Source organism: Streptomyces pseudoechinosporeus (assembly GCF_054783935.1).
Genome location: NZ_BAAGPS010000050.1, coordinates 37885 through 57305, shown reverse-complemented (window position 1 = coordinate 57305; position 19421 = coordinate 37885). Strand labels below are relative to the sequence as shown.

Below are 19421 nucleotides of genomic sequence, written 5' to 3'. Positions count from 1 at the left end.
CATGCCCCCCGTCACGGAAACCGAAGAACACCAGGCCCTCCGCACCGCCGTATCCGCCCTGGGCAAACGCCACGGCCGAAACCACACACCTGACGAACTCTGGTCAGAAACAGCCAAACTCGGCTACCTAGGAGTCAACCTCCCCGAGGAATACGGCGGCGGAGGCGGCGGCATAGCCGAACTCTCCATCGTCCTGGAGGAGTTGGGCGCCGCAGGCTGCCCCCTCCTCATGATGATCGTGTCGCCCGCGATCTGCGGCACGGTCATCGCCCGCTTCGGCACAGACACCCAAAAACAGGAATGGCTGCCAGGCCTGGCAGACGGCACCCGCCTCATGGCCTTCGGCATCACCGAACCCGACGCCGGCTCCAACAGCCACCGCATCACCACCACAGCCCGCCGGGACGGCACCGACTGGCTCATCACCGGCCGCAAAGTCTTCATCTCCGGAGTGGACAAGGCCGACGCCACCCTCATCGTCGGCCGCACGGAGGACGCGCGCACCGGCAGGCTCAAGCCCTGCCTGTTCATCGTCCCGCGCGAAGCCCCCGGCTTCGAACACCGCCGTATCGACATGGAACTCCACACCACGGAGTACCAGTTCGAGCTGACCCTCGACGACGTACGCCTGCCCGCGGACGCCCTCGTCGGCGACGAGGACGCCGGCCTGCTCCAGCTCTTCGCGGGGCTCAACCCGGAGCGCATCATGACGGCCGCGTTCGGGATCGGCATGGGCCGTTACGCGCTCTCCAGGGCGGTCGAATACGCCCGCGAGCGCACCGTCTGGAAGGAACCCATCGGCGCCCACCAGGCCATCGCGCACCCCCTCGCCCAGGCCCACATCGACCTCGAACTCGCCCGCCTGATGATGCAGAAGGCCGCCGCCCTGTACGACGCGGGCGACGACACCGCCGCCGGAGAGGCCGCCAACATGGCGAAGTACGCGGCCGGCGAGGCGTGCGTGAAGGCTGTCGACCAGGCCGTGCACACCCTCGGCGGCAATGGCCTGACCAGCGAGTTCGGCCTCGCCTCGCTCATCACGGCGTCCCGCGTGGCCCGGATCGCCCCCGTCAGCCGGGAGATGATTCTCAACTACGTCTCCCACCAGACCCTGGGCTTGCCCAAGTCCTATTAGGCCGTGCAACAGTCCTGTCAGGCAGTACAGCGCCGTACAACGCCGCCCCAGGAGGAACCATGTTCCGCAGCGAGTACGCAGACGTCCCCGCCGTCGAAGAGCCCATCCACGAGGCGGTACTGGGCCGTGCCGCCGAACGGGGCGACACGCCGGCCCTCATCGACGGCGTGGAGGGTACGACCCTCACGTACGCCCAACTCGACACGTTCCACCGGCGGATCGCCGCCGGGCTCGCCGAGGCGGGCGTCCGCAAGGGGGACGTACTGGCCCTGCACAGCCCGAACACCATCGCCTACCCCGCCGCGTTCTACGCCGCCACGCGTGCGGGGGCGTCGGTCACCACCGTGCATCCGCTCGCCACGGCCGAGGAGTTCGGCAAGCAGCTGCGGGACAGCGCCGCCCGCTGGATCGTCACCGTGTCGCCCCTCCTTCAGACGGCGCGTACGGCGGCCGAACTCGCGGGCGGCATACAGGAGATCTTCGTCTGCGACCAGGCCGAAGGGCACCACTCGCTGCTCGACATGCTCGGCTCCACGGCCCCCGAGCCCGACGTGGACATCGACCCCGTAGAGGACGTCGCGGCCCTCCCGTACTCCTCCGGGACGACCGGCGTCCCCAAGGGCGTGATGCTCACCCACCGGTCCATCGCCACCAACCTGTCGCAGCTCGAACCGCTCCTGCCGATGGGCCCCGACGACCGCATCCTGGCCGTCCTGCCGTTTTTCCACATCTACGGGCTCACCGCTCTCATGAACGCGCCCCTGAGGCAGGGAGCCACCGTCGTCGTACTGCCCCGCTTCGACCTCGACACCTTCCTGAGGGCCATCGAGAAGCACCGCATCACCAGCTTGTACGTGGCCCCGCCGATCGTCCTCGCCCTCGCCAAGCACCCGGCCGTCGAGGGCTACGACCTGTCGTCCCTGAAGTACATCGTCAGCGCCGCGGCACCCCTGGACGCCGAACTGGCGGCCGCCTGTTCGCGCAGGCTGGGGCTGCCGCCCGTCTGCCAGGCGTACGGCATGACGGAACTCTCGCCGGGCACCCACGCCGTGCCCCTGGACGCCGAAAACCCGCCTCCCGGAAGCGTCGGAAAACTCATCCCCAACACGGAGATGCGCATCCTCTCCCTGGACGACCCCGCGAAGGACGCCGGCGTCGGTGAGCGCGGCGAGATCGCCATCCGCGGACCGCAGATCATGAAGGGCTACCTGGAACGCCCCGAGACCACCGCCGCGATGATCGACGAGGACGGCTGGCTGCACACCGGAGACGTCGGCTACGTCGACGCCGAGGGCTGGCTGTTCGTCGTCGACCGCGTCAAGGAACTCATCAAGTACAAGGGCTTCCAGGTGGCCCCCGCCGAACTCGAGGCCCTCCTGCTGACGCACCCCGGCATCGCCGACGCCGCCGTCATCGGGGTCTACGACTCCGACAACAACGAAGTCCCGCACGCCTACGTAGTGCGCCAGCCGTCGGCAGGCGACCTCACCGAAGGTGAGGTCATGCAGTACGTCGCCGAACGCGTCGCCCCGTACAAGAAGATCCGGCACGTCGACTTCATAGAAGGCGTGCCCAGGGCGGCCTCCGGGAAGATCCTGCGGCGCGAACTGAGGGAGCGCGCATGACCCTCGTGCGACGCTCGCACGAGCGCGGCATCACCACCCTCACCCTCGACTCACCGGCCAACCGCAACGCCCTGTCGGCCGCCCTCGTGGCCGAACTGGCGGACGCGCTGAAGCAGTGCGGCAAGGACAGCGACGTACGCGCCGCCGTCCTCACTCACACCGGGAACACCTTCTGCGCGGGCGCCGACCTGCGCGACCCTCCACAACCGAAGGCGCTGGTCCGGCTGCTCAGGCAGATCATCGAGCTGCGCAAACCCGTCGTGGCCCGGATCACCGGGCACGTACGGGCGGGCGGCCTCGGCCTGCTCGGCGCCTGCGACATCGCGGTCGCCTCCGCCGAGGCCACCTTCGCTTTCACGGAGGTACGCATCGGCGTCGCGCCCGCCGTCATCTCGCTGCCGCTCCTGCCCCGCACCGACCCGCGCGCCCTGGCCCGCTACTACCTCACAGGCGAGGACTTCGGATCAGCCGAAGCGGCCCGCATCGGCCTGCTGACGGCAGCCGGCAGCGACGTCGACGAGGTGCTCGAACCCGTCCTCGACGGCCTGCGCCGTGCCTCCCCCCAAGGTCTGCGGGAGACGAAGCGGCTGCTCACGGCTAAGGTGCTGGAATCCTTCGACCAGGAGGCGGGCGAACTGGCCAGGCTCTCGGCCCGGCTGTTCGCCTCCGCCGACGCCCGCGAGGGAATGACGGCCTTCCTCGAACGACGGGATCCCGCATGGGTGCTGTGAACACCGGCGTCGTGGACCGCGCCCCCAAGCAGGACCGCAGCCGCGCCACCCGGAAACGCCTGCTCGAAGCCGCCGTGGCCTGTCTCGCCGAGCACGGCTGGGCGGGTTCCACGGTCTCCGTCGTCGCCGAATGCGCCGGCGTCTCACGCGGCGCCGCCCAGCACCACTTCCCGACCCGCGAGGACCTCTTCACAGCAGCGGTCGAGTACGTCGCCGAACAGCGCTCCACCGCCCTGCGCGCCCTCTTCCCCGACGGCCCCGCGGACCGCCGCGCCGTCGTCTGCGCCCTGGTCGACCTCTACACGGGCCCACTCTTCCGAGCTGCCCTCCACCTCTGGGTCGCCGCCTCCAACGAGGACCAACTCCGCCCCCGCGTCACAGAGTTGGAGGCCCGCGTCGGCCGCGAGACCCACCACATCGCCGTGGACCTCCTCGGCGCCGACGAATCCCGCCCCGGCGTCCGCGAAACCGTCCAGGGCTTCCTCGACATGGCCCGCGGCCTCGGCCTCGCGAACCTGCTCACGGACGACGGGGTGAGGCGGGAGCGGATCGTCGCGCAGTGGGCGAAGCTCCTGGACGACGTACTGGACTGACCGACCGCGGACGGACCCGACCGCTCACAGACCTCGACCGCTCAGGGACTGAGCCGCTCCACCCGCCACCCGCCCCCGGGCGTCGCGACATACAGCAGCCGGTCGTGCAGCCGGTTCTCCCGCCCCTGCCAGAACTCGACCGCCTGCGGCTCGACACGGAAACCACCCCAGTTCGGCGGCACCGGAACCTGTTCACCCTCCGGGTAACGTGCGGCCAACTCGGCGTACGCCGCGTCCAGTTCGGCCCGCGAGGCGACCACAGCGGACTGCGCGCTGGCCCAGGCGCCGAGCTGGGAGCCGTGCGGGCGGGTCCGGAAATACGCCGCCGTCTCGTCACGCCCCGTACGCCGCGCGACACCACTGACGACGACCTGGCGGGCCAGCGCATGCCACGGGAACAGCAGCGAGACGTACGCGTTCTCCGCCAGGTCGCGCGCCTTGCGGGACTCGTAGTTCGTGTAGAAGACGAAGCCCCGCTCGTCGTACTGCTTCAGCAGCACCGTCCGCGAACTCGGCCGGCCCTCCGCGTCCGCCGTGGACACGACCATGGCGTTCGGCTCGTACACCGCGCCCTGCAGCGCGGCCTGCGCCGCCTGCCGGAACCAGCGCGCGAACTGCTCCATCGGGCCGTCGGCCAGCTCGGTCTCGTCGAGTCCCTCGGCCCGGTACTGCTTGCGCATCAGAGCCGGGTCGAGGACAGGGTCATGGTCATGGTCGGTCACGCGGTCATCTTGCCGTATCCCGATCGCCGCATACCGAGGGTTACCCGGCGGGCGTGTGCTTCGTCACACGTGGCACTGAGTGCCGCGAACTCTCCCCAAAGATGGCACCAAGGGATATCGTCCTGCTGCTGAAACGGGTGACCGCCCGCCGGACCGGGCATCACGGGGGTACGCACGCACGTGCGGACCGCGAGTCCACCAGCGACCGTGGAACCGCACGTCGGCCCCCGCCCATCACCGACGTACGCACACCCCCACAACGCAACCCCCACAACGCACCCCCGCCAATCTGTCGCCCACATCATGAGGAGCCGCCTGATGTCCGACTTCGTACCCGGACTCGAGGGAGTCATCGCTTTCGAGACGGAGATCGCCGAACCGGACAAGGAGGGCGGCGCCCTGCGATACCGGGGCGTCGACATCGAGGATCTGGTCGGCCACGTCTCGTTCGGAAACGTCTGGGGCCTACTCGTCGACGGCGCCTTCAACCCCGGCCTGCCGCCCGCCGAGCCCTTCCCGATCCCCGTCCACTCCGGCGACATCCGCGTGGACGTCCAGTCGGCCCTCGCCATGCTGGCGCCCGTCTGGGGCCTGAAACCCCTACTGGACATCGACGAGCAGCAGGCCCGCGAAGACCTCGCCCGCGCCGCCGTCATGGCCCTCTCCTACGTCGCCCAGTCCGCCCGCGGCCCGGGCCTGCCCATGGTCCCGCAGCGCGAGATCGACAAGGCCCAGTCCGTCGTCGAACGCTTCATGATCCGCTGGCGCGGCGAACCCGACCCCAAGCACGTCGCCGCGGTCGACGCGTACTGGACGTCGGCCGCCGAACACGGCATGAACGCGTCCACCTTCACGGCGCGCGTGATCGCGTCCACGGGCGCGGACGTGGCAGCCGCCCTCTCAGGCGCGGTCGGCGCGATGTCCGGCCCCCTGCACGGCGGCGCCCCCTCCCGCGTCCTCGGCATGATCGAGGAGATCGAGCGCACAGGAGACGCCGAGGCATACGTCAAACAGGCCCTCGACCAGGGCGAACGCCTCATGGGCTTCGGCCACCGCGTCTACCGCGCCGAAGACCCCCGCGCCCGAGTCCTCCGCCGCACCGCCCGCGAACTCGGCGCCCCCCGCTTCGAAATCGCCGAAGCCCTGGAAAAGGCCGCCCTCGCCGAACTCCACGCCCGCCGCCCCGACCGCGTCCTGGCGACAAACGTCGAGTTCTGGGCCGCCATAGTCCTCGACTTCGCCGAGGTCCCGGCCCACATGTTCACATCCATGTTCACCTGCGCCCGCACGGCCGGCTGGTCCGCACACATCCTGGAACAGAAGCGCACGGGCCGCCTCGTACGCCCATCGGCCCGCTACGTGGGCCCCGGCACGCGCGACCCGCGCGAGATCGAGGGCTACGAGGACATCGCGCACTGAGCCCTCGCGTACCTGGAGCGCTGGAACGCAGACGACCCGCGAGCTCTGGTCCCCTCCGAGGAGGGAGCCGGCCGGACTTACCGGCGAGCTCGCGGGTCGGGTGACTGCTTGAGATTGGGCCGGCTGCGCGTATCTATCCCGCGCTGGTCCGGCACCGCACTGGGTGTGGTGACGGGCCGCTAGCCCGCAGCCACCTCTCCTGTCCGGTTTTGATACATCTGCCGAACCACCTCCCTTCTGGATTAGCCACACCCTAGGAACCGGTCGGACTTCGTTCAACCGGTTTTTGGGGACGCCACGAATCTGCGGACTCTTGGAAGGCGGGCAGCGCATGCGCGTGGTGACGTGGAACGTGTGGTGGCGGTTCGGGCCGTGGGAGCAGCGGCGGAAGGCGATCTTGGCCGTGCTGCGGGACTTGCGGCCGGATGTGGTCGGGCTGCAGGAGGTGTGGGCCTGTGGTGGGGAGAACCTCGCGGAGTGGCTGGCGGACGAGTTGGGGCTGTACTGGACGTGGGCCGCTTCGGAGGCGCCTGAGTGGTGGCAGCGGCGGCTTGGGGACTCGACCTAATAAGTGGGTCCGGCGAAGTCCGGTGCGGTTCGGCAGCGCCCCGAAGGGGCGCGGGGAACTGCGCGACCAGCCACAACGAACCCGCAGCTTCGAACTGCCCTCCCAGCGGAGCGCTTCCGTTTCTGGCGTGCAACGATTTTCTTCAATCTTGTGGGAACCCGGTGTGTGCTGCGTCACGTTCGAGTTGAATGATTCCTAGTGAGTGATTCGCAGTGAGGGAACTGACGCGCGGGTGTACCGCGCACGACACGCCGACACGGCCTGCAGGGGGTGCCAGGTGAGTGCTTCCCGGCGTAGTGGGACCACGGACGAGCTGGGGCCGCAGGAGCCCGAGCGGGACGGGTCCGATCTGCTTGCCGCTTTGCTGGACGGGATGGACGCCGCGTTGTGCGCTTTTGACGCCGACGGGGTTGTGACCCACTGGAACCGTGAAGCGGAGCGGATTCTCGGGTGGAGCGCGGACGAAGCGGTCGGGCGGCACGGGTTCGCCGGCTGGGCCGTACGGACCGCGGACGCCGAGGAGGTCGAGAGCCGGCTGATGTCGGTGATGCACGCCCCGGGCCGGCAGGTGAACGAGTTCGCGCTGCTCACCAAGGACGGCGGACGGGTCCTCGTACGAACCCAGTCCGCGGCCGTACGCGGACCGGACGGGAAGCCCGCGGGCGTCTACTGCGCCTTCAGCGAGGTGCACGCGCAGATCGATCTGGAGCGGTCGATCGCCCTGAGCGAGGCGTTGCTCGAGGACGCGTCCTGGGGTGTCGTGCTCGTCGACGCCGATCTGCGGCCCGCCGTCGTCAACGCCCACGCGGCTCGCGCGCTCGGCATAGGGCGTACGGCCGTACTGGGGCGTCCCCTGGGCGAGTTGCTCGCGCAGGGTGTCGAGGAGCTGGAGAGCGCGCTCACGCATGTGCTCGCCGAGGGGGCGCCGCCCGCGCCCGCCGAGATGTGGGTGGCCGTGCGCACGCCGGAGGGCGAGAAGCGGCGGTGCTGGCGGAGCGGCTTCCTGCGGCTGTCCTCGCCGCTCGCGGAAGAGCCCGTTCCGCTCGGTGTCGGCTGGCTCTTCCAGGACGTGACCGAGAGCAAGCAGAGCGAGCAGGAGGCGTCGCAGCTGCGGTTCCGGGCCAACCAGCTGCACCGTGCCGCGCGCGCGGCGGCCGAGTGCGAGGACCCGGCCGAGGCCGCGGTCGTCCACCTGGACTTCTCGCTGGCCGGGTTCGCCGACCATGCGCTGATCGACCGGGTGTCCGGTGCCACCGTGCCCGACGGCGAGGGGACGGTACGGCTCGTACGGGTCGCCGCCACGCCTTCGGGCGCCCCGGGCCCCAGCCTGCCCGCCGACGGACGCGCCGGACTGCCCGTGCGGTACGCCGAGGGGCATCCCGCCCTCCAGTGCGTGGAGCGGATCGGTCCCGTACGGGCGAGCGCGGGCGCGTCCGATCCCGAGCAGATCCGCGAGTGGGCCATCGCCCGGCAGTGGCCTGCCGACGCGGTGCACGCCCTGTGCACGGTCCTGCGCAGCCGGGGCCGGACTCTGGGCGTCGTGACGTTCCTGCGGGGCGCCAGCCGTACGCAGTTCGAGCGGGCCGACGCGATGTACGCGGAGGATGTGGCGGTACGGATCGCCACGCTGCTGGACCTGGCGGAGGAGCGGCGGGAGCAGGGCTGAGCCGCGCCGCCATCCAGAAGCCGCGGCGCACCACCGCCCGCCTCACCGCTGGTACGTCACCGCCGGTGCCCCTACTGCCGATAGAAGATCCGGTCCGCGTACTCCTCGAAGACGCGGCCGTTCCATTCGTGGCCCCCGTCGACGTTCCCCGAGCGCAGGAGCGGGGGCTCGATGCCACGGTCCGCGAGGGTGCCGGCCGCCGTGGCCATCATCGCCTGGAGCAGGGCCGATGTGACGACCGTGGAGGCGGGGGCGAAGGGGGCGGGGACGGTGTCGAGGGTGAGTTCCGCGTCGCCGACCGCGATCTTCGAGTCGAGTACGACGTCGCAGTGGTCCTTCAGGTACGTGCCCGAGGAATGCCGGGACTTCGTCTCGGAGCCGTACGCGACGGACGTGACCCCGATGACCTTGAGGCCGAGTTCGCGGGCGTGCAGGGCCATCTCGACGGGGAGGGCGTTGCGGCCGGAGAGGGAGATGATCACGAGTACGTCGCCCGCGCGCGCGGGGCTCGTATCGAGGACGGCGGTCGCGAGGCCGTCGACGCGTTCCAGGGCGGAGCCGAGCGTGGCGGGCATGACGTCCACGCCGACGGCACCCGGTACGGCGAGCAGGTTCATCAGCGCGAGGCCGCCCGCCCGGTAGACGACGTCCTGCGCGGCGAGCGAGGAGTGCCCGGCGCCGAAGGCGAACAGTCGCCCCTCGGCGGCGACGGTGTCGGCGATCAGCGTGCCGGCGGCCGTGATGGCCTCGGCCTCCTCGTCCCGCACCCGCTCCAGCAGGCCGATCGCGGCGTCGAAGAACCGCCCGGCCAGCTCGCTCCCGCTCATCGGCGAAGCCCCTTCGAAGTCGCGTCGGTGAACCCTTCGGGGAGCCACTGAACCGGCGCCCCGCCCCAGCCGTACTCCCGTCGTGCCGCGGATCACGTTGCGGTCTGGACCAGTGCGCTGTCAATACGGCCACGGGGGCGGGCTCGGAGGCGGTCCCAGTACTGCGGTGGGGCGGTTCCGTCATGGGTTCTTGCCGCGCGGCACGGTTGTCACCGGGATGCGTCAGAATTGACGTCAGGGCCAGCGCACACGCCGGTGAGCCACTCAGCCTCCGGCAGATCTCATCGAGGGGCACGTATGTCCGGACTGATCGACACCACGGAGATGTATCTCCGCACCATCCTCGAGCTGGAAGAGGAAGGTGTGGTCCCCATGCGCGCCCGTATCGCCGAGCGGCTCGACCAGAGCGGGCCGACCGTCAGCCAGACGGTGGCGCGGATGGAGCGCGACGGCCTGGTGGCGGTCGCCAGCGACCGGCACCTGGAGTTCACGGAGGAGGGCCGTCGGCTGGCCACGCGCGTGATGCGCAAGCACCGTCTCGCGGAGTGCCTGCTCGTCGACGTGATCGGTCTGGAGTGGGAGCAGGTGCACGCCGAGGCCTGCCGCTGGGAGCACGTGATGAGTGAGGCGGTCGAGCGCCGCGTCCTGGAGCTGCTGCGCCACCCGACCGAGTCGCCGTACGGGAATCCGATCCCGGGTCTGGAGGAGCTGGGCGAGAAGGACGGCGCGGACCCGTTCCTGGACGAGGGCATGGTCTCGCTCGCCGACCTGGACCCCGGGATGGACGGCAAGACGGTCGTCGTACGCCGCATCGGCGAGCCCATCCAGACGGACGCCCAGCTGATGTACACGCTGCGGCGGGCCGGCGTGCAGCCCGGCTCGGTGGTCAGCGTGACGGAGTCGGCGGGCGGCGTCCTGGTGGGCAGCGGCGGCGAGGCGGCAGAGCTGGAGGCGGACACCGCCTCACATGTTTTCGTAGCGAAGCGCTGACGGCGAGTGATCGGGCGGGTTAGGGTTCCAACCTCCTTGCAGGGGTCGTCGAAGGGGCGACTCCGGCATGGGGCGGTTGCCCCGGGCGCCCATCAGGGAGGTGCGGGGCCCGGTCTCTCACCCCGGCCACTGTGGTGACCGGACGCACCACGTTCATCGAAGCCATCGATGACCCGACTGCCAACTCGCCTTTCTTTTCGGGCAGTTGACCAATCCGAAGCGCAGCGAATTCACGGGTTGCGTGTAAGTCTGTCCCTGGGAGGGGGAGGCATATGCATCGCGGAACGTTCGAGGGCCCCGGCGCCCTGCGGCGCCGGGGCCTGTCCTCCCCTGTGCTGACCCGGAGCCCCGAGCTCCCAGGGTCATCCCCTTCGGACCGATTTCCCCGAGCGGCCCGCCTCCCGTTGAAGATCTCCCCTCAGCGGCGGCGATCAATCCCTGAAGGAGGTCACTCGAACGAGGGGTGTTACCGTGCAAGGACCCCGCTTTCGAACGGGCATTCGATAATGTAGGAGTGACGGAACCACCGCACAGGACGCAGGAACATTCAACAGGCACAACCAGCGAGCACAGCAGCGGCAACAACCAGCAGGAGCAGCGGTACGACGAGCCAGTACGAACGCGACGGCCGACTCGTGCGGGACGAGCGGGCCGAGTGGATCAAGGGGGGTGCCAACGTATGGTGCGGCGCATCGACGTGACCGGAGCGGGCGGCGTAAGCCTCGCCGCCTGGGAGTTCGCCGATCCTCCCAAGACCGGGGAGGTCGAGCGGACGCCGGGCGTGCTGTTACTGCACGGCCTGATGGGCCGTGCCTCACACTGGGCGTCCACCGCCCGCTGGCTCTCCGAGCGGCATCGCGCCGTCGCACTCGACCAGCGCGGCCACGGCCAGAGCGACAAGCCCCCCGAGGGCCCGTACACACGTGAGGCGTACGTCGACGACGCCGAGGCCGCGCTCGAACAACTCGGTCTCGCCCCCGCCGTCCTGATCGGCCACTCCATGGGCGCGCTGACCGCCTGGCAGCTCGCCGCCAAGCGCCCCGACCTCGTAAGCGGCCTGATCATCTGCGACATGCGGGCCTCCGCACTCGGCGCGGCCTCACAGCGCGAATGGGAGGCGTGGTTCAAGTCCTGGCCCGTCCCCTTCGCCACGCTCGCCGACGTCCGCAAGTGGTTCGGCGAGGACGACCCCTGGGTGGAGCGCCCGAACCCCTCCCGTGGCGAGTTCTACGCCGAGGTCATGGCCGAGTCCGACGACGGCTGGCGCCCCGTCTTCGAGCCCGAGCAGATGCTCAAGTCCCGCGAGACCTGGGTGTACGACGCCCACTGGGAGGAGCTGGCCCAGGTCCGCTGCCCCGCCCTCGTCGTACGCGGCCTCGACGGCGAGCTCGGTCGCGCCGAGTCCCAGGAGATGGTCCGCGTCCTGCCCCAGGGCCAGTACGCGGAGGTCGCCGACGCCGGCCACCTCGTGCACTACGACCAGCCGGACGCTTGGCGGGCGGCGATCGAGCCGTTCCTGGACGGGCTCGCTCCGCCGGAGGCGCGGTGAAAAGCGAGCGCCGAGCACCCGAACCCGCGAGGCTCACCCGCGAGACACGCTCTCGCGGGGTTCACCCCTTGCTGACCGCCGCCAGAATCTCCGGCAGCCGCCGTGCCGTCCGCGGTGCGGCGAGCCGTAGCCCCAGCAGGGTGATCCCCGCGCCGTACGCGGTCCCGAGCGGCAGCAGCAGCCAGGTCCACTCCTCCCCGCCTGCCGACACATGCAGCCAGATGGCGATCGCGATGACCGGTGCGCACAGCAGGGCCGCCGCGACCATGCCGCCGAAGATCGAGAACCCGGCCAGGCCCGCCTGCCCGGGGCCCACGTTCTTGTAGCTCTCCTGCGGGATCGAGTACGGGAAGCAGGCGGAGGACCAGGCCCCGGTCGCCAGCATCGCGCCGAGCAACGCGAAGGACAGGCCCAGGACTTCGGGCAGGGCGGGCCAGTCGCCGAGCATCGCCGTCGTCAGGACGGTCACGAGCGTCGCGTACGGGAGCGTGATCAGCAGGAGCGCCAGCGCCCGCCCCCGCAGCTCGACATACGCGTCCCGCGTGGACGAAATGGTCAGCGCGACCATCCAGAACGCGGACGTGTCCTGCCCGAACTGGTTGTACATCTGGATCCCGAGCATCCCGGCGGCGAAGCAGGCGAAGTAGATCGAGCCGGTGCCCTGCAGCGCGTTGAACACCGGCACGATCAGCCCGATCGCGAGCGACGTCACCCACGCGGCCTTCGTCTTCGGGTCGCGCCACACATAGCGCAGGCTGCGCTCCATGACTGTGCCCGTGCGTCCCGCGGGCAGCAGCCGGGACAGGCCGGACGAGCGGCCCGCCTTGTCCCGCGTGGGCTCGGCGGCCTGGAGCGTTGAGCCGTCCGGCGAGGTCATCAGCCGGGTCAGACTCCGCTGCCAGAGGGCCAGCAGGGCCACCAAAGCCCCGGCACTCAGGGCGAGTTGGGCGACTCCAGTGGCGTACGAACCCTCGTTCACCGAGTCCACCGCGCCGATCGCCGAGGCGGGCGGCACCCAGCGCAGCACCTCGGCTGCCGGGTCCAGCGTGGACAGGCCCGAGGAACCGAGCTTCTGCGCCCCGAAGTTGACGAGTTGGGCGCCCACGGCGATCACCAGTCCGCTGAGTACGGCGAGATCGCGGCCCTTACGGCTGGTCAGCAGCCGGATGTTGGCCGTCGCGACGGCACGCGCGAGGGCCACGCAGACGAGCAGCGCGAGGACGATCGCGACGACCCCGGTGACGTACGCGGCCGTGCTGTGCGCCATCGCGATCACGGAACCGGCGAACATGCACAGCGTGAACAGCGGCCCGATACCGACCAGCGAGGCCACCAGCAGGGCACGCACGAGCGGGCGCGGGCGCAGCGGCAGCATCACCAGTCGGGTGGGGTCGAGCGTCTCGTCCCCGCTGGCGAAGAACAGGGGCATCACGGTCCAGCCGAGCGCCAGGATGGCGGTGAGCAGCACGGTGACGCTCGCCGCGTGCGTGTTGCCGCGCAGCGCGATCAGGCCGATGAGCTGGAGCGCGGCGAAGAGTAGGACGACGACGATCGACGCGACGTACGCGGCCCGCCGCCCGGCCGACTGCCGCAGACCGTTGCGCAGCAGGGACAGCTTCAGGCGTACGACGACGGGGGTGACCGAGCCGACGGAGGTGGCCGTGCTCATCGGGCGCCGCCGCCCAGCCAGTCGAGGTCGGAGGCGGTGTCGCGGCCGTTCGCCCCGACGAGTTCGAGGAACGCCTCCTGGAGGGAGCGCTCCGCGCCGCGCACCTCGGCGAGCGTGCCGTGGGCGCGGATACGGCCCGCGGCCATCACGGCGACCCAGTCGCACAGCGACTCGACCAGCTCCATGACGTGGGAGGAGAAGACGACGGTGGCGCCGGAGGCGGTGTAGCGCTCCAGGACGCCACGGATCGTCTGCGCGGAAACGGGGTCGACGCCCTCGAACGGCTCGTCCAGGAAGAGGACTTCGGGGTTGTGGAGGAGCGCGGAGGCGAGCCCGATTTTCTTCCGCATCCCGGTCGAGTAGTCGACGACGAGCTTGTGCTGGGCACCGGCCAGGTCGAGTACGTCCAGGAGCTGGGTGGCCCGCTTGTCGACCTCGGCACCGGGCAGCCCCCGCAACCGCCCGGTGTACGCGAGGAGTTCCCGCCCCGAAAGCCGCTCGAACAGCCGCAGCCCCTCGGGCAGGACACCGATACGGGCCTTGACCTCAGTCGGATCACGCCACACGTCATGCCCGACGACCTCGACGGACCCCTGGTCGGGCCGCAGCAGACCGGTCACCATCGACAGGGTGGTGGTCTTCCCGGCCCCGTTCGGCCCGACCAGCCCGATGAACCGCCCCGCGGGCAACTCCAGATCGATTCCCGCGACGGCGACCTGCTCCCCGAACCGCTTCCACAACCCCTGCACGCGCACGGCAACAGCGCCCACGTCGGCTCCCTCCGTCATAGGGGGGCACGATACGGGGAGGCGCCCCCGTAGGGGCGCGGGGCTGTTGTCGATTTGCGGCTCCGCCGCGATGGGGGTCCCCCCACTCGAGCGAAGCCGAGAGTGGGGGAGGAGCCGAGAGTGGGGGAGCGACCAGCCACATACAAACCCGCAGACTTCGTACCGCCCTACCCGCGGAGCGCTTCGTACCGCCTACCCGCGGAGCGAACGGCGAACGTCTCGCCCACACGCGTAAGCGATCGGCGAGATCAACTCCTCCGCATCAGGCAGCCACCGATTAGCGGGCGTGGGCCGACAGGCCCACTGAACCCGCCCGTGCGCCCCGAACCGCGTGGGCGGCGCAGCCACATACGCCCCCTCCCCGAGCACATCCAGATCAAGTGAGGCAAGCAACCACCCCAACTTCCGTACAAGATCCGGCACCTTCGCAGTCGCCCCCGGCAGCACAAAGAACTGCACCCGCCGATCCGGAGTACAGGTCACCGGCCCCAGCGACAGCTCCATCCGCTTCAGCCGGGCCAGCGCAAGAAACCCCGCGGTCTCCGGGACGGAAATCGCGTCGAACGTACGCCCCGTAGGCAGCAGGATCGACGCCGCCGGCTGCTTCGCCCAGAGTCGGCGCGCGACGGTCGCACTGCCCGTGGCCTGCGTCGGCCAGTCCTCACGTGCCGGATGCGCGCCGGGTGCGGCGCACGCGGGCTCGCCGCACGAGCAGCGCTGCACCCCGTCGACGGCTTCCAGCCAAGTGCCGGGAAACACGTCCCAGTGGCGCTCTTCGGCATAGCGCACGGCGATGTCCTGCAGTGTTTCCAGTGCTTCCCCGCGCTGCTTCGGGATCCGCGCGGCTTCGGTGCTGGTGATGGTCTCTTCCATGCACAACTCAACTCCCGCACCCACCCGGCGTTACGGCCCCGACGTGCGCGGTGGGGGAGCACCGTTTTCGCATGTGGGGCGCATGGATGCATGGGTGGGGGCGCGCACGGGCAACGGCAGCGGGGGCTGGGTAGCCAGGTGTGGGGTACGGCAACAGTTCTTACCCCGGCAATCCTCGCATGTCTCGCATCTTCGGTATGTCCGCGGGGCATTGCTCTTCGAGGCCGGATCTTTTCGTTCCTTTCACGGAAGCCGGAGGAGGTTCCGGCCGCTGAGGACACATCAACTCGGTGCGTGGGCAGGCACCGCAGCCACAGGGGGTACGCCATGGCCGCAAGGCCTCTCGTCGCCAGGCAGCCGAACGAACGGCTGCAAGCGCTCATCCAGGAAGCGGGCTGCTCGAACGCCGGGCTGGCCCGCCGGGTCAACATGTGCGGCGCGGAACACGGTCTCGATCTGCGCTACGACAAGACGTCCGTGGCGCGCTGGCTGCGCGGACAGCAGCCACGCGGGCGGGCGCCGGCCATCATCGCCGAGGCGCTGGGCCGCAAGCTGGGCCGGACGGTCACGATCGACGAGATCGGGATGGCGAACGGCAAGAACCTCGCCTCCGGGGTGGGCCTGCAGTTCTCGCCGACCGTGCTCGGCGCCATAGAGCAGGTCTGCGAGCTGTGGCGCAGTGACGTGGGGCGGCGGGACTTCCTGTCCGGCTCGTCCGTCGCCGCCTCCGCGCTCGTCGAGCCGAGCCGCGACTGGCTGATCTCCTCGCCGGACGCACAGGTGGCGCGCTCGACGGGGCCGCGGGTCGGGTCGGCCGACGTGGCGGCCGTGAAGGCGATGACGCAGGCGCTGGTGGATCTGGATCACCAGTACGGCAGCGGGCACGTACGCCCGGTGGTCGTGCACTACCTGAACAGCGTGGTCTCCGGGCTGCTGGCGGGCTCGTACCGGGAAGCCGTCGGGCGCGAACTGTTCGCGGCGGTCGCGCGGTTGACGGAGCTGGCGGGCTATATGGCCGTCGACACAGGGCAGCCGGGGCTCGCGCAGCGCTACTACATCCAGGCGCTGCGGCTCGCGCAGGCGGCAGGGGATCGCGGATACGGCGGATACGTACTGGCCGCGTCCATGAGCCACCTGGCCGCGCAGCTCGGGAATCCGCGGGAGATCGCGCAGTTGGCGCGGGCGGCGCAGGAAGGCGCGCGCGGGCGGGTCACTCCGCGCGCGGAGGCGATGTTCCACGCCGCGGAGGCGCGCGGGCACGCGCTCATGGGCGACGCGCGGGCGGCCCAGGTGGCGTCGGGGCGGGCCGTGAACGCCATGGAGGCGGCCGACGGTGCCTCCGGGGACGATCCGCGGTGGATCGCGCACTTCGATGAGGCGTATCTGGCCGATGAGTTGGCGCATTGTCATCGGGACCTCGGGCAGGCTCAGGCGGCGGCGCGGTGCGCGGAGGAGTCCCTCGCCGGGCATCCGGAGTCGCGCGCGCGGCGGCGCGCGATCGGGTTCGTCCTGCTGGCCACCGCGCAGGTGCAGCAGCGTGAGGTGGAACAGGCCTGCCATACGGGGATGAAGGCGGTCGAACTCCTCAACACGCTCCGTTCCAACCGTGGCGCCGAGTACCTGGAGGACTTCCAGCAGCGGCTGGAGCCGTACCAGGACGAGCCGGTGGTACGGGAGTTCGGGGCGCGGCTGGATCTACAGGCCGCGGCGTAACGGGGCCATTAACAGCGTCCCGCGCGGCGATTCTGTTACGCGCGCGCGGTGGGGCGAGAGTCACGTCCTGAGCTGCGTGGCATCGGGTTGTGGGGACCCGGTAGCGTGAACCGATGATTCCGTAGGTCCCCCATTAGTAGGAGTCCCGGTGACGCAGAACGGACAGGGCGAGGAGCCCTCGCCGCGCCCCGCGCGCGAAGGCATCGTGCTGCCGTCCGACGGCAGCGCACCCCTCCTGCCGGGCACCCCACCGGACCACACGACGCCGGCGGGCGGCCAGTCCTGGGACCAGCCCTGGGGCCCTGGCCAGCCACCGCAGGCTCCGCCGGGCCAGGACCAAGGCCAGGGCCAGGGTTGGCAGGATCCGGCACAAGACGGGCATGCCCCTGCTCCGTCCTGGGGCACACCGCCCGACCCCACGTCCGGCTGGAACGGCGACCAGGGCACGGGGTACGGAGCGCAGGGCTCCGCCACGGCACCCCAGTACGGCACGCAGAGCGCCGACGCCCCGCCCCAGTGGGGCGCTCCGTCGGCGCCGAGCGGAGGAGAGGGCCACCAGCCCCCTCCGGCCAACGCACCGGCCCCACAACCGCACCAGTCGCCTGACACGGGAGGGCTCCCCCCGGAGGGCCCGACCACGCCACCACAGGGGGCGGAGGGGTACGGCGCGCCGCAGGGGACGAACGGATTCGGGCCGCCGCAGGGGACGGCCGGATTCGGCACGCCGCAGGCGCCAGGTGGCTCCGCAGGGCCGCAGGCGCAGGGCGGATACGGCGCTTCACCGGACTTCGCCGGCCAAGCGACCCCGCAGGGATCCGGCAGGCATGGTGCCCCGCAGGGGCCCGCCGGTCCTGCTGCCCCACAGGCCCAAGGCGGTTACGCCACCCCACAGGGGGTCGGCGACCCCGCAGCCTCCCGGACGCCAGCCGCGTACGACGGCCCCTCCCAGCCCTCAGCCGGTCACGCGGCGCCCCTTCCCCCGGCCGAGCGCGCGGCGCAGCCGCAGTCGCAGCCCTCCGGGCAGGGCAGGCACTCCGCGCCCCTGCCTCCCGCAGCCGGTGGAGACGAAGGCGTCACCCAATACCTGCCGCCCGTCCCGACCGGAGCGTCCGGGGATGAGGGCGCCACCCAGTACATCCCTCCCGTGAGCCCGGGTGCTCTGCCGCCGGAGGCCCCCGCACCCTCCGACGCCGAGGCGACACGGTTCCTCGGCCGGGTTCGGCAGGGCGGTCCCGGGCCGATGCCCGCCGCAGGAGCCACGGCCGCAGGGGCGGGCGCCGGGCCCATGCCTCCGGCCGCCGACCCGGACGCCCAGGCCACGCAGTACATCCCGCCGATTCCCGCGCAGCCCGGAGGCGGAGGCGCGGCGTACGGGATACGCCCAGGCGCGCCGGGCGACCGGCAGCCGCCGGCCGAGTTCGACAACCTCTTCCGGGAGGCGTCGGACGGCCCGGACGCCACGCAACAGCTGCCGCAGTTCGACCTGCAGTCGGCGCCCGGCGGACGCGCCGCCAGGCGCGAGCGCGAGGCGGCAGACAGCGGCCACGGCAACGGCGGCGGCAAGAGCAGCCGCGGTCGCATACCCCTCATCGCCGCCGTAGGCGTCGGCATCGCCGTGCTCGGCATCGGAGCGGGCGCCCTGCTCAGCGGCGGCGGAGGCGACGACAGCGGCGACGAGAACAAGACCGTGGCAGCCACCGCCCCCACCGCCGAGGAGTCCGCATCCTCGTCCGCCTCCGCCGACCCGGCCAAAGCGCAAGCCGTAGCTCTCGACAAGCTCCTGGCGGACAGCAACGACAGCCGTGACGCGGTGATCAGGGCCGTATCCAACGTACGGGCGTGCACCAACCTCGGCCAGGCCGCCACCGACCTGCGTAACGCCGCCAAGCAGCGCAACGGACTGGTCACCAGCCTCGCGGGCCTCCCCGTCGACAAGCTGCCGAACCACGCCCAGCTGACCGCCGCGCTCAACAGCGCCTGGAAGGCCTCCGCCTCGGCGGACACCCACTACGCGGCCTGGGCCGACCAGGTCGCAGCCAAGAAGGGCTGCCCCAAGGGCCAGGCCCGCACCACGCCCCAGACTCGCGCAGGCAACCGCGAAAGCGGCACCGCAACCACCCAGAAGGCGAAGGCCGCTCCGCTGTGGAACGCCATAGCCCAGACCTACGGCCTGACAGAACGCCAGCCGACCCAGCTTTGACGGGGGCGCCTACCGGGGTGGGTGGGTTCGGTCCATGGGCGACTGCAGGCCCGTCGTGGCTTGTCGCGCAGTTCCCCGCGCCCCTAAAAAGCCTGCGGCTACCCGCGCCCCGAAAAGCACGCGCCCCGAACAAGCCCGCACCCCCAACTACCCGCAGCCTCCCACCGGCGGGAGGGGCCGTGGGCCGGTGCGTCGTATGCCCGTCGCGTAGGTTCTGTCTCAGGCCACCCGCACCCTGTACCAGCAAAGGGCCGTACGCCCGGCCTGCGACGGGCTGACGCACCGGCCCACGGCCCCGACCCACCACGCACCCAGGGGCGCGGGGAACTGCGCGAGCAACCACAACGCACCCG

Annotated in this window: 15 protein-coding genes and 1 pseudogene; 11 read left to right on the top strand and 5 right to left on the bottom strand. The window is 71.0% G+C overall.

Annotated elements, in window-relative coordinates:
• Position 1: 1 nt before the first annotated feature.
• From ACYVO6_RS34290 to ACYVO6_RS34275, 4 genes are read left to right on the top strand one after another with little or no spacing between them, the layout of a single operon-like run.
• The gene (locus tag ACYVO6_RS34290) at positions 2 to 1135 is read left to right on the top strand and encodes an acyl-CoA dehydrogenase family protein (protein WP_461068116.1); all 1134 of its coding nucleotides are present in this window, start codon (positions 2 to 4) and stop codon (positions 1133 to 1135) included.
• 59 nt (positions 1136 to 1194) lie between these two features.
• Positions 1195 to 2760, top strand: coding sequence for a 4-coumarate--CoA ligase family protein (locus tag ACYVO6_RS34285; RefSeq protein ID WP_461068114.1), 1566 nt, complete (start codon positions 1195 to 1197; stop codon positions 2758 to 2760).
• Positions 2757 to 3491 carry an enoyl-CoA hydratase family protein gene (locus ACYVO6_RS34280; protein ID WP_461068112.1) on the top strand — a complete coding sequence of 245 codons (735 nt, stop codon included), beginning with the start codon at positions 2757 to 2759 and terminating at the stop codon, positions 3489 to 3491. Before ACYVO6_RS34285 ends, ACYVO6_RS34280 begins: the two co-directional genes overlap by 4 nt.
• Positions 3479 to 4084 (top strand): TetR/AcrR family transcriptional regulator, encoded by a 606-nt coding sequence (locus ACYVO6_RS34275; protein ID WP_461068110.1) that lies wholly within the window; start codon positions 3479 to 3481, stop codon positions 4082 to 4084. Before ACYVO6_RS34280 ends, ACYVO6_RS34275 begins: the two co-directional genes overlap by 13 nt.
• A 41-nt stretch (positions 4085 to 4125) precedes the next feature.
• Here ACYVO6_RS34275 and pdxH read toward each other — a convergent pair whose 3' ends face one another.
• A complete protein-coding gene (pdxH, locus tag ACYVO6_RS34270) occupies positions 4126 to 4764 on the bottom strand; it encodes a pyridoxamine 5'-phosphate oxidase (RefSeq protein WP_461068596.1) in 639 nt (212 codons plus the stop codon).
• 360 nt (positions 4765 to 5124) lie between these two features.
• Between pdxH and ACYVO6_RS34265 the strand changes: the two genes are divergently transcribed.
• From ACYVO6_RS34265 to ACYVO6_RS34255, 3 genes and pseudogenes are all read left to right on the top strand, one after another.
• Positions 5125 to 6225 (top strand): citrate synthase 2, encoded by a 1101-nt coding sequence (locus ACYVO6_RS34265; protein WP_461068108.1) that lies wholly within the window; start codon positions 5125 to 5127, stop codon positions 6223 to 6225.
• Between the two features lie 331 nt (positions 6226 to 6556).
• Positions 6557 to 6784: pseudogene (locus ACYVO6_RS34260) on the top strand (endonuclease/exonuclease/phosphatase family protein); the annotation flags it as partial.
• Between the two features lie 286 nt (positions 6785 to 7070).
• Positions 7071 to 8459, top strand: coding sequence for a PAS domain-containing protein (locus ACYVO6_RS34255; protein ID WP_461068106.1), 1389 nt, complete (start codon positions 7071 to 7073; stop codon positions 8457 to 8459).
• Between the two features lie 71 nt (positions 8460 to 8530).
• On the opposite strand, the gene ACYVO6_RS34250 is transcribed toward ACYVO6_RS34255, so the two are convergent.
• A complete protein-coding gene (locus ACYVO6_RS34250; protein WP_461068104.1) occupies positions 8531 to 9286 on the bottom strand; it encodes an SIS domain-containing protein in 756 nt (251 codons plus the stop codon).
• Between the two features lie 297 nt (positions 9287 to 9583).
• On the opposite strand from ACYVO6_RS34250, the gene ACYVO6_RS34245 reads away from it, so the two are divergent.
• Both ACYVO6_RS34245 and ACYVO6_RS34240 read left to right on the top strand, forming a co-directional pair.
• On the top strand, positions 9584 to 10276 hold the full coding sequence (locus tag ACYVO6_RS34245; protein WP_461068102.1) for a metal-dependent transcriptional regulator: 693 nt from the start codon (positions 9584 to 9586) through the stop codon (positions 10274 to 10276).
• 679 nt (positions 10277 to 10955) lie between these two features.
• Complete coding sequence (locus ACYVO6_RS34240; RefSeq protein WP_461068100.1) at positions 10956 to 11825, top strand: alpha/beta fold hydrolase; 870 nt, start codon at positions 10956 to 10958, stop codon at positions 11823 to 11825.
• Between the two features lie 61 nt (positions 11826 to 11886).
• On the opposite strand, the gene ACYVO6_RS34235 is transcribed toward ACYVO6_RS34240, so the two are convergent.
• The 3 genes from ACYVO6_RS34235 to ACYVO6_RS34225 form a co-directional block, all read right to left on the bottom strand.
• The gene (locus ACYVO6_RS34235) at positions 11887 to 13494 is read right to left on the bottom strand and encodes a transporter (RefSeq protein ID WP_461068098.1); all 1608 of its coding nucleotides are present in this window, start codon (positions 13492 to 13494) and stop codon (positions 11887 to 11889) included.
• Entirely contained in the window at positions 13491 to 14282 is a 792-nt protein-coding gene (locus tag ACYVO6_RS34230; protein ID WP_461068096.1) for an ABC transporter ATP-binding protein, read from the bottom strand. Before ACYVO6_RS34230 ends, ACYVO6_RS34235 begins: the two co-directional genes overlap by 4 nt.
• Before the next feature lie 192 nt (positions 14283 to 14474).
• Positions 14475 to 15155 carry a bifunctional DNA primase/polymerase gene (locus tag ACYVO6_RS34225; protein WP_461068094.1) on the bottom strand — a complete coding sequence of 227 codons (681 nt, stop codon included), beginning with the start codon at positions 15153 to 15155 and terminating at the stop codon, positions 14475 to 14477.
• A 327-nt stretch (positions 15156 to 15482) separates the two neighbouring features.
• Here ACYVO6_RS34225 and ACYVO6_RS34220 point away from each other — a divergent pair, with 327 nt between their 5' ends.
• Complete coding sequence (locus tag ACYVO6_RS34220) at positions 15483 to 16868, top strand: transcriptional regulator (RefSeq protein WP_461068092.1); 1386 nt, start codon at positions 15483 to 15485, stop codon at positions 16866 to 16868.
• 148 nt (positions 16869 to 17016) lie between these two features.
• Complete coding sequence (locus ACYVO6_RS34215) at positions 17017 to 19068, top strand: hypothetical protein (RefSeq protein WP_461068090.1); 2052 nt, start codon at positions 17017 to 17019, stop codon at positions 19066 to 19068.
• The last annotated feature ends 353 nt before the right edge of the window (positions 19069 to 19421 follow it).

Excerpts from the sequence above, each read along its gene's own strand:
- ACYVO6_RS34225 (WP_461068094.1), bottom strand. The coding sequence starts at position 15,155 with ATGGAAGAGACCATCACCAGCACCGAAGCCGCGCGGATCCCGAAGCAG.
- ACYVO6_RS34285 (WP_461068114.1), top strand. The coding sequence starts at position 1,195 with ATGTTCCGCAGCGAGTACGCAGACGTCCCCGCCGTCGAAGAGCCCATC.
- ACYVO6_RS34265 (WP_461068108.1), top strand. The coding sequence starts at position 5,125 with ATGTCCGACTTCGTACCCGGACTCGAGGGAGTCATCGCTTTCGAGACG.
- ACYVO6_RS34275 (WP_461068110.1), top strand. The coding sequence starts at position 3,479 with ATGGGTGCTGTGAACACCGGCGTCGTGGACCGCGCCCCCAAGCAGGAC.
- ACYVO6_RS34250 (WP_461068104.1), bottom strand. The coding sequence starts at position 9,286 with ATGAGCGGGAGCGAGCTGGCCGGGCGGTTCTTCGACGCCGCGATCGGC.
- ACYVO6_RS34280 (WP_461068112.1), top strand. The coding sequence starts at position 2,757 with ATGACCCTCGTGCGACGCTCGCACGAGCGCGGCATCACCACCCTCACC.
- ACYVO6_RS34235 (WP_461068098.1), bottom strand. The coding sequence starts at position 13,494 with ATGAGCACGGCCACCTCCGTCGGCTCGGTCACCCCCGTCGTCGTACGC.
- ACYVO6_RS34230 (WP_461068096.1), bottom strand. The coding sequence starts at position 14,282 with ATGACGGAGGGAGCCGACGTGGGCGCTGTTGCCGTGCGCGTGCAGGGG.
- ACYVO6_RS34290 (WP_461068116.1), top strand. The coding sequence starts at position 2 with ATGCCCCCCGTCACGGAAACCGAAGAACACCAGGCCCTCCGCACCGCC.
- ACYVO6_RS34245 (WP_461068102.1), top strand. The coding sequence starts at position 9,584 with ATGTCCGGACTGATCGACACCACGGAGATGTATCTCCGCACCATCCTC.
- ACYVO6_RS34220 (WP_461068092.1), top strand. The coding sequence starts at position 15,483 with ATGGCCGCAAGGCCTCTCGTCGCCAGGCAGCCGAACGAACGGCTGCAA.
- pdxH (WP_461068596.1), bottom strand. The coding sequence starts at position 4,764 with ATGCGCAAGCAGTACCGGGCCGAGGGACTCGACGAGACCGAGCTGGCC.
- ACYVO6_RS34240 (WP_461068100.1), top strand. The coding sequence starts at position 10,956 with ATGGTGCGGCGCATCGACGTGACCGGAGCGGGCGGCGTAAGCCTCGCC.